The 12,101-nt window shown below is 41.0% G+C and carries 12 protein-coding genes; all 12 read right to left on the minus strand.

All coding sequences use genetic code 11. The features are described 5' to 3' along the window. Positions 1 to 28: 28 nt before the first annotated feature. Positions 29 to 1,732: a dihydrolipoyl dehydrogenase gene (gene lpdA, locus FOA33_RS04570; RefSeq protein ID WP_247917762.1), complete on the minus strand. Its 1,704-nt coding sequence runs from the start codon at positions 1,730 to 1,732 to the stop codon at positions 29 to 31. A gap of 45 nt (positions 1,733 to 1,777) precedes the next feature. Further along, on the minus strand, positions 1,778 to 2,821 hold the full coding sequence (locus FOA33_RS04575; RefSeq protein ID WP_007516686.1) for a dihydrolipoamide acetyltransferase: 1,044 nt from the start codon (positions 2,819 to 2,821) through the stop codon (positions 1,778 to 1,780). Between the two features lie 448 nt (positions 2,822 to 3,269). After that, on the minus strand, positions 3,270 to 4,262 hold the full coding sequence (locus FOA33_RS04580; RefSeq protein ID WP_033681771.1) for an alpha-ketoacid dehydrogenase subunit beta: 993 nt from the start codon (positions 4,260 to 4,262) through the stop codon (positions 3,270 to 3,272). A gap of 15 nt (positions 4,263 to 4,277) precedes the next feature. Further along, positions 4,278 to 5,246 (minus strand): thiamine pyrophosphate-dependent dehydrogenase E1 component subunit alpha, encoded by a 969-nt coding sequence (locus FOA33_RS04585; RefSeq protein ID WP_221160789.1) that lies wholly within the window; start codon positions 5,244 to 5,246, stop codon positions 4,278 to 4,280. A gap of 178 nt (positions 5,247 to 5,424) precedes the next feature. Next, on the minus strand, positions 5,425 to 6,765 hold the full coding sequence (locus FOA33_RS04590; protein ID WP_221160790.1) for an MATE family efflux transporter: 1,341 nt from the start codon (positions 6,763 to 6,765) through the stop codon (positions 5,425 to 5,427). A gap of 41 nt (positions 6,766 to 6,806) precedes the next feature. Continuing rightward, positions 6,807 to 8,075, minus strand: a complete 1,269-nt coding sequence (locus FOA33_RS04595) for a dihydroorotase (RefSeq protein WP_221160791.1) — start codon at positions 8,073 to 8,075, stop codon at positions 6,807 to 6,809. A gap of 12 nt (positions 8,076 to 8,087) precedes the next feature. Then, positions 8,088 to 8,552: an NUDIX hydrolase gene (locus FOA33_RS04600; RefSeq protein WP_221160792.1), complete on the minus strand. Its 465-nt coding sequence runs from the start codon at positions 8,550 to 8,552 to the stop codon at positions 8,088 to 8,090. A gap of 9 nt (positions 8,553 to 8,561) precedes the next feature. Further along, the gene (locus FOA33_RS04605; RefSeq protein WP_221160793.1) at positions 8,562 to 9,215 is read right to left on the minus strand and encodes a uracil-DNA glycosylase; all 654 of its coding nucleotides are present in this window, start codon (positions 9,213 to 9,215) and stop codon (positions 8,562 to 8,564) included. 61 nt (positions 9,216 to 9,276) lie between these two features. After that, positions 9,277 to 9,969: a pyrimidine 5'-nucleotidase PynA gene (gene pynA / locus FOA33_RS04610; RefSeq protein WP_221160794.1), complete on the minus strand. Its 693-nt coding sequence runs from the start codon at positions 9,967 to 9,969 to the stop codon at positions 9,277 to 9,279. 31 nt (positions 9,970 to 10,000) lie between these two features. Continuing rightward, positions 10,001 to 10,615 carry a hypothetical protein gene (locus FOA33_RS04615; RefSeq protein ID WP_221160795.1) on the minus strand — a complete coding sequence of 205 codons (615 nt, stop codon included), beginning with the start codon at positions 10,613 to 10,615 and terminating at the stop codon, positions 10,001 to 10,003. 90 nt (positions 10,616 to 10,705) lie between these two features. After that, positions 10,706 to 11,209 (minus strand): hypothetical protein, encoded by a 504-nt coding sequence (locus FOA33_RS09225; protein ID WP_259664476.1) that lies wholly within the window; start codon positions 11,207 to 11,209, stop codon positions 10,706 to 10,708. Positions 11,210 to 11,493: 284 nt separating this feature from the next. Continuing rightward, on the minus strand, positions 11,494 to 12,036 hold the full coding sequence (locus tag FOA33_RS04620; protein ID WP_221160796.1) for a ClbS/DfsB family four-helix bundle protein: 543 nt from the start codon (positions 12,034 to 12,036) through the stop codon (positions 11,494 to 11,496). Positions 12,037 to 12,101 lie beyond the last annotated feature (65 nt).

Raw genomic sequence — 12,101 nt, forward strand, 5'->3', positions numbered from 1 at the left:
TAATCTTCCAGTCTAGTCTATCTTCGTTTTATTTTTTCTTAGGTGAATGGATGGCCATTCCTAGAACATCCGCAAATGCTTCGTACATCACTTCAGAGTAGGTTGGGTGTCCGTGGATAGTCTTCAGCATTTCCTCAACAGTGATTTCCATTTCGATAATGCTTGACGCTTCGTTGATCAATTCTGCGGCTGCAGGACCAATAATATGAACACCAAGGATTTCTCCATATTTCTTATCAGCGATAACTTTTACGAAACCTTGAGCAGCATCCGATGCAATAGCACGTCCGTTAGCTGCAAAGTTGAATTTACCAATGGCTACATCGTATTTCTCACGAGCTTGTTCTTCAGTTAGACCTACTGCTGCTACTTCAGGAAGAGTATAGATAGCTGCAGGAGTCAAGTTCAATTTAGCAACAGCATGATTTCCTTTAAGAGCATTTTCAGCTGCTACTTCACCCATACGGAAGGCCGCGTGTGCCAACATCTTGGTACCATTGATATCACCTGGTGCGTAGATTCCAGGAACAGAAGTTTCCATATATTCGTTGACCTTGATGCGTCCACGATCCAATTCAAACTCAACATCGCCAATACCTTCAAGGTCTGGCACACGACCGATTGAAAGAAGGGCTTTGCTTGCAATGATATCGTCTTTACCTTCAACCTTGATACGAAGTTGACCATTTTCCTCGATGATTTCTTGCAATTTTGTACCAGTTAAGATGGTCATACCTTTGCGCTCAAGGATCAAACGAAGGTTCTTAGACACTTCCGCATCCATAGCAGGAACGATACGGTCCATCATTTCGATAACAGTTACTTTTGAACCAAATGTCATGAAGGCTTGGCCGAGTTCGATACCGACAACTCCACCACCGATGATTACGAGGCTTTCTGGAACTTCGTTCATTTCAAGAATATCATCGCTGGTCATCACAAGTGGAGATTCCATACCAGGGACGTTAATCTTGCTGACTTTTGAACCACCAGCAAGGATAATTTTCTTGGTTTCAAGCAATTCTGAACCATTTACCAAGACATTCTTATCCTTAGTAATCGTACCAACACCCTTATGAACAGTAACTCCGTAGCTACGAAGAAGACCCGCAACACCACCTACCAAGGTATTGACAACTTTAGATTTAGTTTCTAAAAGTTTATCCATATCTACAGTGAAGTTTGGATTTTCGATGACGATACCACGATTTGCTGCATGACCGATATTTTCGATGATTTCAGCGTTGTGAAGGTAGGTCTTAGTTGGGATACAGCCACGGTTCAAGCAGGTTCCACCGAGTTCAGATTTCTCAACAAGGGCAACTTTACCACCAAGTTGGGCTGCTTTAATCGCTGCAACATAACCAGCAGGACCCCCACCAATCACAACGATATCAAAGGCATCATCGCTCTTACCATCGTCGTTTGAAGCACTAGCTGCAGGTGCAGGTTTTGATTCTGGCGCAGCCGCTCCAGTTGTTGGGATATTTTCCCCTTCTTCTCCAAGGTAACCGATAACTTCAGTTACTGGAACAGTTTCACCATCTCCTTTGAGGATGGCAATCAAGTATCCATCTTCTTCGGCTTCCAATTCCATGCTGACTTTGTCAGTCATGATTTCCAAAAGGATTTCTCCTTCTTTTACAAATTCTCCGACTTTCTTATTCCATTGGACGATTTGTCCTTCTGTCATATCCACGCCGGCTTTTGGCATAATTACTTCTAAGGCCATGTCTTACTTCCTTTATCTATATCTCTAAAAATAAATACTGTATTATTAAACCAACATTGAGATTGGGTTCTCAATTAAGGCTTTCAAGTCTTTCATAAACTTAGCACCAGCCATACCATCTACGACACGGTGGTCAATAGTTAACCCTAGGCTCATGATAGGGCGAATGACAATCTCACCATTGACAACTACAGGTTTCTCAACTGTTGAGCTAACCCCTAGGATAGCTGAGTTTGGTTGGTTAATAATCGGACCGAAGGACTGAACACCAAACATTCCCAAGTTACTGATTGTGAAGGTTGAATTTTGCAGTTCGCTTGGAGCCAATTTACCATCCAAGGTACGACCAATCACATCCTTAAAGGCTACGACCAACTCTGACAAGCTCATTTTTTCAGCATTATAGACAACAGGTGTCATCAATCCATTATCCATACCAACTGCCATCGCAAGGTTGACATAGTTATGAGTGATAATGGTCTTGCCATCTTCTGTCAATGAAGCGTTGATGTAAGGGTGTTTCATCAATGTTTTTACAACAGCGAGTGAAAGAAGGTCTGTTACAGTAGTCTTCTTACCAGTTGCTTCCATAATCGGCTCAAGAACCTTCTTACGAAGAGCCAACATTTCTGACATATCGACATCGTAGTTGAGCGTGAAGGTTGGCGCAGTTAGGTAGGATTCAACCATACGTTGAGCTATAACCTTACGCATTGGTGTCATTGGAATACGCTCAATCTCACCATAAGGAGTGATATTGTCTGGAACTTCTTCCACTTTTTCAATCTGAGCAGGAGACTTGATAGTATCGTTTTCGATATTTTCAGGAAGTAAGGCCAAAACGTCCTTCTTCATGATCTTACCACGATGACCCGTTCCTTGGATTTCCTGCCAAGCAATGTTATGTTCAAGGGCAATTCGTTTTGCAAGTGGCGAAATGCGAACCACGTTTGTGTCTTTATAAGTTTCCACGTCTTCTTTGTGGACACGACCGTTTGCACCTGAGCCAGAAACGTCGTAGAGATTGATCCCTAGATCATCCGCTAACTTTCTAGCCGCAGGAGTCGCTCTTAGCTTGTCATCAGCCATGACCTCTCCAATTCTATACTAAGATATTAAGGACGAAGAGGGCAATGAAAAAATAGGAGATTGACGATGTGTTCGATGAACACAAGGAAATCTATCTTTTTTTCACAGACCTCCGTCCGAATTCAATTACATGATATAAAGGGCGTCAAAAGCGACTGAAAAATAGGAAATCGACGCTGGCTTCGATGAAGCCAAGGAGATTTATCTTTTTTCCGAGCTTTTAGCCCGAGTTTAACTCTACAAGTAACTTGGACACGAAACATGTCTCAAGTTACTACGGTTGTCGCTATTAGGCGACTAACCTAGTAGACTTACTAAGTTTTTTATCGAATATTATTGATTCGTCAAAAAACTGTCACAACTTTACAAATAAGTTAGATACAAAACATATCTCAAGTTACTAAAGTTAAAAACCTCTAAAATTTTACATAATTTAATTTATGCAAGATTATTCTTTGTTATAAGTTTTTCGGATTGCATCTTTGATGCTTTCAACGGTTGGAATCATTGCATTTTCTAGGTTTTGTGCGTAAGGCATTGGCACATCTTCTCCGGCGCAACGGCGGATTGGTGCATCTAGATAGTCAAATGCTTCTGATTCTGAAATAATTGCTGAAATCTCGCCGATATAGCCACTTGTTTTGTGGGCATCGTTGACCAGAACGACCTTTCCAGTCTTCTTAACTGAGTTAATGATGATATCCTTATCAAGCGGTACAAGGGTACGTGGGTCCACAATCTCAACCGAAATTCCTTCTTCTGCCAATTCTTCAGCTGCTTGAACCACACGGCGAAGCATTTTACCGTAAGTAACAACTGTTACATCCGTTCCTTCGCGTTTAATTTCGCCAACTCCAAGTGGGATTGTGTAGTCTGGATCAACTGGCACTTCCCCTTTTTGGTTAAATTCTGACTTGTACTCAAGAATGATAACAGGGTTATTATCACGGATAGAAGATTTTAGCAGTCCTTTCATGTCAGCAGGTGTACCTGGTGCTACAACCTTAAGTCCAGGAATGTGAGTAAACCAAGACTCTAGTGATTGCGAGTGCTGAGCTGCAGAACCGACCCCGTTACCAGCTGCACAGCGGACAGTCATTGGAACTTGACCTTTACCACCAAACATATAACGTGTTTTGGCAGCTTGGTTAACGATATTGTCCATGGCTATAACCGAGAAATCCATAAAGGTCATATCAACGATTGGGCGAAGTCCTGTCATGGCTGCTCCTGCTGCTGCTCCAGAGATGGCAGCTTCAGAAATCGGACAGTCACGGATACGTTCTGGACCAAATTCTTCGAGCATTCCAACAGAAGTTCCGAAGTCTCCTCCGAAGACACCGACGTCTTCTCCCATCAAGAATACATTTTCATCGCGACGCATTTCCTCAGACATAGCAAGGATAATGGTGTCACGGAAGGACATTGTTTTTGTTTCCATTTTATCTCTTTCTCCTTAGTCTGCGTAAATATCTTCAAAGGCTGATTCAAGCGGTGGGAATGGACTTTCCTCTGCAAATTTAACAGAGGCTTCTACTGCTTCCTTGACTTGTGCTTGAATTTCTTCCAATTCTTCTGCACTTGCAATATTGTTTTCAATGAGGTATTTGCGAAGATTTTCGATTGGGTCTTTTTGTTTCCACAATTCCACTTCTTCACGGGTACGATATTTACCAGGGTCAGATGATGAGTGGCCAAGCCATCGATAAGTTACACTTTCAATCAAGACTGGGCCATTGCCACCACGAACATGGTCTACGGCTTTCTTAAATCCTTCATAGACGTCGATGACATTGTTTCCATCTTCGATGAACATTCCAGGAATTCCATAAGCTGCGCTACGATGATGGATATGTTCCACGTTAGTCATTTTCTTGATATCCGCAGAAATCCCATAACCGTTGTTAATGCAGTAGAAAATAACTGGGAGTTTCCAAATAGAAGCCATGTTCACTGCTTCGTGGAAAACACCTTCGTTGGTCGCACCATCTCCAAAGAAGCAGACGACGATTTTACCGGTATTTTGCATTTGCTGACTGAGGGCTGCACCAACAGCGATTCCCATACCACCACCTACGATACCATTGGCACCAAGGTTACCAGCATCAAGGTCGGCGATATGCATGGAACCACCTTTTCCTTTACACGTTCCAGTGTACTTCCCAAGGATTTCTGCCATCATTCCGTTGAGATCAATCCCTTTGGCAATAGCCTGTCCATGACCACGGTGGTTGGAGGTGATCAGATCATCTGGATTGAGGGCCAGCATAGCTCCGACGTTAGCAGCTTCTTCACCGACAGAAAAGTGAGTCATACCAGGGACTTTTCCCTTTTTTACTAACTGAGCAATTTTTAAGTCCATGCGACGGATTTCTTCCATCTTACGGAACATCTCTAGCAAAAGATTTTTATCTAAAGTTGACATAATCTTGCCTTTCTAACATTGTTCTTACCTTACTATTTTACCTTTTTTGGTATACACTGTCAAAGTATATGACCGATAAAATTTCACAAGGTAAAAAAATAAATCCCCGTTTTAACAGGGATTCTCTCCAGTTAGAGCATTTTTTCACAAAGTTATTTTTCGGGATATTTTCCAAAAATTAGCTCAATCTTTTCATTACGGTTTTCAAACGCCATTGATACAAACAGCCAGAAACAATCAAACTGGCAATCAACCCAATCCAGTAGGCAAATGCCCCTAAGTCAGTTGCTTGATCTAATAGATATCCTAGAGGTATCGCTACTCCCCAATATCCGATTAGACCAAGATAGAAAGGAACGATAGTGTCCTTATAGCCTCTTAGAATCCCCTGGAGCGGAGCCGCAAAGGTATCAGCTAGCTGGAAGAAGAGACTGTAAGTCAGAAATACAGCCGTTGTTTCAATGAACTGAGAGTCATTCCCATATAGACTTGCTACACGATCTCTAAAAATGTAGAGAAAGGACAGGGTAAAACCAGCAAAAATGAGGGCTGTTATTCTCCCCAGACGAGCATAGGTTTTTGCATCCTCAAAACGTTTAGCCCCCACCTCGTACGACACAACAATTGCCATGGCAGAGGAAATACTCATGGGAAAAGCGTACATGAGACTCGAAAAATTCATAGCTGACTGGTGACTGGCGATGATGAGCGATGAAAACTTAGCCATGATTAGTCCCACCACGGAGAAAATAGCCACTTCCGCAAATACGGTTCCTCCGATTGGTAGACCTAATCGAACACCTTCCTTGATTTTATCTATATTGAGTGGAATAGGTTTTTCAAGATGTAACGCTTTTAATCTTTCCTGTTTGAACAAAACAAGCAGGGAAATTCTCAATAAAACCCAATAGGCTAGAGAAGTTCCTAGACCTGCTCCTGCACCACCAAGCTCTGGAAAACCAAGAGCTCCATATATCAAAAGATAGTTAAAACCACTATTGAGCGGAAGTAACAAAAGCATGAGGTACATAGATGGCTTGGTCAAACCAAGAGAATCCAACAAAGACCGAATGACACTAAAAAGCAACAAGGGAATAATCCCGATAGAAAGATACCAAAGATAGGAAACTGCAACTGCCGCTACTTGAGCTTCTAGTCCGATATGATTTAAGACAGGAGGTGCCAAGAAAAGTACCAGTCCCAGTAAGACCACAGATAGACCCAAGGCCAAATAGATGAACTGGTAAAAATCTGACGCAACTTCTTCCTTTTTACCTCGACCAAGATGGTGACCAATGATGGGCACCAGGGCTGATACAATCCCTGTTAGGAATGTAAAGAAGGGATTCCAGATACTGGTTGCCATAGACACACCAGCCAAGTCCATGGTATTGTACCGCCCAGTCATTGTTGTATCGACAAAAGAGGCAGAATAATTGGCAAATTGATAAATCAGGATAGGGAAAAATATCTTAAGAAATAAAACAAACTTGTCTTTAAATTGATGGGTTGGGTACATATACGCTCTCTATTCTTATCGTTTATAGAGCAGAGTCCCATCTAGTTTTGATAGACGATTTGTCCCTTACAGATAGTATATTTGACCTGCCCTTTTAAAGTTTCCCCGATAAATGGAGAATTTGCTGATTTAGAAGCGAAATCTGGACCAACTGTAAGATCAGCCTTGTCATCAAAGATAGTGATGTCCGCTGGACCATTCTCAGCCAAGTAACCTGCTTCAAAGTTGTAGAGTTTGGCTGGATTGACAGTCATTTTTTCTAGTAATTCCATCAAGCTTAGTTCACCAGCTCCCACCAAATAAGTCAAACCAAGAGAAAGAGAGGTTTCCAAACCAGTCATACCAGATGGTGCTTTGGTGATATCTTCTACATTTTTCTCATCTGCATGGTGAGGCGCGTGGTCTGTCGCGATAACTGTGATAACACCTGACTTGAGACCTTTGATAACGGCACGACGGTCTGATTCCAAACGAAGCGGAGGGTTCATTTTGGCATTGCTACCTTGAGTTAAAAGAAGAGTTTCTGTCTTAGAAAAATGTTGTGGTGCCACTTCTGCTGTGACTTGGGCCCCCAAACCTTGAGCAAACTCTACTACTTTGACACTTTCTTCCTTAGATAAATGCTGGATGTGAACATGGGCCTTAGTTGCATGGGCAATCATGACATCACGCGCAATCATGGCGTATTCTGCTACCCCTGTCGCACCACAGATCTTGAAGTGGTCTTTAGCGATGTTTTCGTTAAAGCCAAGAATGCCGTTCAAGCCGGGATCTTCCTCGTGTAGACAAACAAAGGTGCCAAGTTTTTTAGCAGTTTCCAAGGCTTCTTTGAGAACCTTACTGCTTTCAAGTGGAATACCATCATCTGAGAAACCAACAGCACCTGCTTCTAAGAGCGCCTTAAAGTCAGTCAAGTCTTGGCCATTAAAATTCTTAGTAATGGTCGCAACCGTCTTAACATTGATCTTTTCTTTAGCAGCAGACTGGAGAACTTCTTGCAAGGTCTCTACGTCCGAGATGGTTGGATTGGTATTGGCCATCATGACAACCGTTGTAAAACCACCTGCAGCGGCTGCTAGAGCACCAGTATGGATATCCTCCTTATGGGTCTGACCAGGTTCACGAAAATGAACATGAATATCCACTAAACCAGGTGCAACCACAAGACCAGTAGCGTCAATCAGTTCTGCTCCTTCTTCCTTGATTTCAGGCGCAATTTTGATAATCTTTCCATCTTCGACCAAAACATCACAGACTTGATCCAAACCAGACTTTGGATCCATGACACGACCATTTTTGATTAGTAACATAGCTCTACTCCTTTATTCATAAAAATCAACTTGGGTATCCAACAACTTATCGCCATCGTAGACAAACTTAGCTGAAAAGAAGGGTTTGTCCTCTAAAAGCCACTCAACAAAGGTGTGGTCACCTTCCCAAGTCGGCTTACTCAAAACCTCGTCATAGGGAACCCATTCTAGGGTCCCCTCATTACAGTCAATCAAGTTACCCTCAAACTCCGTTACCTTAAAAACATAGGTGTACCAGTCTAAATCAGGCGTGAACTCAGGAAAAGTGATAACGCCTTTTAGCACAGGCTTACCTTTCAAACCTGTTTCTTCGAAGATTTCACGCGCTGCGCATTCTTGAGGTGTCTCCCCTCGCTCTAACTTACCACCCACACCAATCCATTTGCCTTCATGGACATCATTCGGCTTCTTATTGCGATGCAGCATGAGCAGTTCTTTTCCGTTATCAATGTAGCAAATCGTCGCTAACTGAGGCATATTCTCTCCTTATCTAAGCCAATCAATTGGCACTTGTCCTGTCTCTTTTAAAAATGCATTAGCCTTAGAAAAAGGCTTGGAACCCCAAAATCCTCTGAAAACAGATAAAGGACTGGGATGGGCTGATTCGATAATCAAGTGGTGAGGATTGGTAACCAAGGACTTCTTCTTGCGTGCATAAGCGCCCCAGAGTACAAAGACCACTGGCCTATCCAGATTATTGACAACCCGAATCACAGCATCTGTAAAGGGCTCCCATATCTGTCCAGCATGACCATTGGCCTGCCCAGCAGGAACGGTCAAGCAAGCATTGAGAAGTAAGACTCCTTGCTCAGCCCAAGCCGTCAAATCATGTGATTTCTTAACCCCGATATCATCTGACAATTCTTTCAAGATATTTTGCAAGGACGGTGGCGCTGGAATAGCATCGGGTACAGAAAAACTCAAACCCTGCGCTTGACCTGGCCCGTGATAAGGATCTTGCCCTAGAATCACCACCTTCACTTCTTCAAGCGGTGTAGTCAATAGAGCCTGAAAAATCTTTTCCTTAGGTGGATAAACAGTTCCCTGAGCATAGACCTGATCTATAAACTGATTGATTTTCCCGAAATAACCTTCAGGTAATTGCTCCTTAATCAAAGCATGCCAAGATGAGTGTTGCATCGCCAACTCCTTCGTTTTTACTGCTTCTATTATAGCAAAAAGTGGCTATCTAAACCACTTTTTACAGTTTATCCAAACAATCCAGCAAGTCTTGGTAAGAATGAACTTCATAGGTTGGCTGGGCTTGTGTGTAATTTTCGAGATTATGGGGATTGTACCAGATAGTATCGATACCAGCATTATTGCCACCTTGGATGTCAGCTGTCAGGGAATCTCCAATCATCAGCGCCTTTTCTTTGCTGAAGCCTTCAATCTGCCGACCGATTTTTTCGTAGAATAGTGCATCAGGCTTTTGGGTTTGCAGCTGTTCAGAGATAAAGACTTGGTTGAAATAAGGTGCTAGACCAGATTGAGCCAAACGACCTGTCTGAATGGCAGTAATGCCATTTGTCGCAGCGTATAGCTCATAATCTCTCTCGATGAGACTGTCCAAGAGTTCATGAGCTCCTGAAAGAGTTTGTCCCTGCTGGGCTAGATAAAACTGGTAACGCTGGGCAAGTAACGTACCGTCTTTTTCCTGTCCGAAATAAGCAAATAAACGAGAAAAGCGCGTGTTAACCAGTTCTTGTTTACTGATTTTCTTTTGCTCCAAGTCCTTCCAGAGAGCCTTGTTCATAGGAACGTAATAGTCTTTATAGGCTTGAATGTCCGCAACTTCTTCTTCCTTTAGAAGTTGCGTCAAAGCCACATCCTCAGCAGCATCAAAATCAAGCAAGGTGTGGTCAAGGTCGAAAAGTAAAAATTTGTAGGACAATTTGAAGTTTTCCTTTCTAAAGAGCAAGTTACTAGTATTTATTAGGGAAATATTCTTTTCCCAACTGCCATAAATACTGATCAATCTCTTTAAGATTAAATTCTTCTAATCCATAGTATTCTCTAAAAGCAATAATTATATTTTTAAATTTTTGATAATCTTTTAGGTCTGAATTCTTAAATTTAGAAAATTTATCTGTTTTTCTAAAGTATTTCAATACCTTTTCTACATAGCTATCATAAATAGGGTATTCTTTAGGATTATGATGGGAACAGTATTTAGTTGAAAAAGAATAGAACTTTCTAGTTACACCATTGATAGTAACATTTTGAATTTCATTGACTAAAGTTACATCACCTTGTCTCAACCTCTCGTCAATTTTAAGACTCAGTATATGTTCTGCAACTGGATAAACTGAGAAAATATTTGTACTATAAAAATCATTCAACGTAGCAACCTTTAATAAGATGTCAGAAATTTCTTCGTTACTTGGTAACAGCTCAAAAAATAATTTATCTAAAGCATCTTCTTGCAACTGATAATTTTTAAGATTTTTCCACGTTTTCAAGTATTTTTCAACTTCAATGGCTGACGGTTTAGAAATAACAATATCTGATTTCTGTTTTCTTTTGTAGTTTCTTTGCATATCTATCACACTTCAAGTAGTTATTCAAAAGATTTGATAGATTAATTATAGCATATTACAAAAACGAATGGGTAACCTCTTTATTCTCCCCTACCCCAACTCCTTGGCTATTCTACTCTTTTCAAGTTTTCCCTTGGTGATTCGTTTCCATAAAACAAGTGGATTCACACTATAGGATAATCGTAGGAGGTAATAATTAACCCATTCGATAAGGGCAAAAATCTGTATTAGTGTGGCTAAGATAGTCACTTGGACACTCTGTGTATTCCAGACAATAAAAGGAAAGCCTGAAATAAGTAAAACAAGGTCTAGTATTCTAAAACCACCATATAGTTTGGGGACACTTCCACTTCCGAACTGGGGATTCGACAGTCTTCTAATCAAAATTGCCCAATAGATTGAGCCTTGAAGCAAAATAAATGTCAGTAAAGACAAAGGATAGAGAATGTTTACTAGACTATTCTCATCACCAAGCCGATTTTTCAAAAGGAAAAAACAAAACCAAAAGGATAGGACGGCTGTGAACTCTCCCAAACAGAGGGACACCAACTCTTTTCTAACTTTCTCTTTTTGTATGTTCATCATCTCACCCATCTATCTATCAACCTATATCAGAAAAAAGCCATTCGAGGCATTTTCTAGTCAAGATTTCTCAGAATCAAGACATTCTAAGCATCGAACAGCTCTATTACTTTAATATCATTGTGATTCTAAACTTAGAATTACATTAAAATAAATGTTTTAGGGCTATTCTAAGTCTATGATAGCCTTAAATTTTAATTTTTGAAGGATTCTAAAGCTAGAATAGTTCAAAAATCACGAGAATAAAGCTTTTCGAAGCTTAGAAGAACCTTTGGTGAATTTCAATAGCACTTCAACTAACTACTCTTACAATTTCTCTGATGAGCTTTGAGTTTTTTCAGAGCCCAATCATAGTGACTGGAAGTGGCACTGACAAAGTAGGAACCTAGACTTGTTCCTCCCGTCCACTTATAGACACCTTTTGTGAACAATTCGTCATTGCTGAAGCCTTCCATCAACTCTAAAACCTCTTTATGCGATTGATTGAGGAGTTTGGTCGCTTCTTCTAAGGACGTTCTCTGGTGCTTCTTCCAAAAAGCGACATTCATTTCCCCATAAGTTTTCCAATTATAAGGTTCCGGGAGAAAAGGTCTTTCATGACCCTTTTGATTGGAATGTACCCAGGTCAAAAGTAACTGATGCCATTCATAGAGATGGATCAGAACATCTCTTAGATTTTTATCTCTTTTCCAGTGAGCTTCTTTTTTCTTTTGGTCTTTTGAAAAATCAAAAGGAGTCTGCAGTTCCTCTTCACTTAATTTAGATATAAAGTGATTGAGCTTTTCATAGTTTTCCTTAGAGGCTAACACTAATTCCTCTTTTGTTCTTGGTCTAGGCATAGGAGTTCTCCCTTCATTTTTTAGTTGGATATGCTATTTCCTCACTTCATTATACCATAATCAAA

Origin of the sequence: Streptococcus cristatus (genome assembly GCF_019685515.1) — a bacterium.
Taxonomy (GTDB): Bacteria; Bacillota; Bacilli; order Lactobacillales; family Streptococcaceae; genus Streptococcus.

What these genes read in the sequence shown, in the direction of transcription:
- FOA33_RS04575 (WP_007516686.1), bottom strand. Translation starts at nt 2,821, where the DNA reads ATGGCTGATGACAAGCTAAGAGCGACTCCTGCGGCTAGAAAGTTAGCG.
- FOA33_RS09225 (WP_259664476.1), bottom strand. Translation starts at nt 11,209, where the DNA reads ATGGGTGAGATGATGAACATACAAAAAGAGAAAGTTAGAAAAGAGTTG.
- FOA33_RS04580 (WP_033681771.1), bottom strand. Translation starts at nt 4,262, where the DNA reads ATGGAAACAAAAACAATGTCCTTCCGTGACACCATTATCCTTGCTATG.
- FOA33_RS04590 (WP_221160790.1), bottom strand. Translation starts at nt 6,765, where the DNA reads ATGTACCCAACCCATCAATTTAAAGACAAGTTTGTTTTATTTCTTAAG.
- FOA33_RS04615 (WP_221160795.1), bottom strand. Translation starts at nt 10,615, where the DNA reads ATGCAAAGAAACTACAAAAGAAAACAGAAATCAGATATTGTTATTTCT.
- lpdA (WP_247917762.1), bottom strand. Translation starts at nt 1,732, where the DNA reads ATGGCCTTAGAAGTAATTATGCCAAAAGCCGGCGTGGATATGACAGAA.
- FOA33_RS04595 (WP_221160791.1), bottom strand. Translation starts at nt 8,075, where the DNA reads ATGTTACTAATCAAAAATGGTCGTGTCATGGATCCAAAGTCTGGTTTG.
- FOA33_RS04605 (WP_221160793.1), bottom strand. Translation starts at nt 9,215, where the DNA reads ATGCAACACTCATCTTGGCATGCTTTGATTAAGGAGCAATTACCTGAA.
- FOA33_RS04585 (WP_221160789.1), bottom strand. Translation starts at nt 5,246, where the DNA reads ATGTCAACTTTAGATAAAAATCTTTTGCTAGAGATGTTCCGTAAGATG.
- FOA33_RS04620 (WP_221160796.1), bottom strand. Translation starts at nt 12,036, where the DNA reads ATGCCTAGACCAAGAACAAAAGAGGAATTAGTGTTAGCCTCTAAGGAA.
- FOA33_RS04600 (WP_221160792.1), bottom strand. Translation starts at nt 8,552, where the DNA reads ATGCCTCAGTTAGCGACGATTTGCTACATTGATAACGGAAAAGAACTG.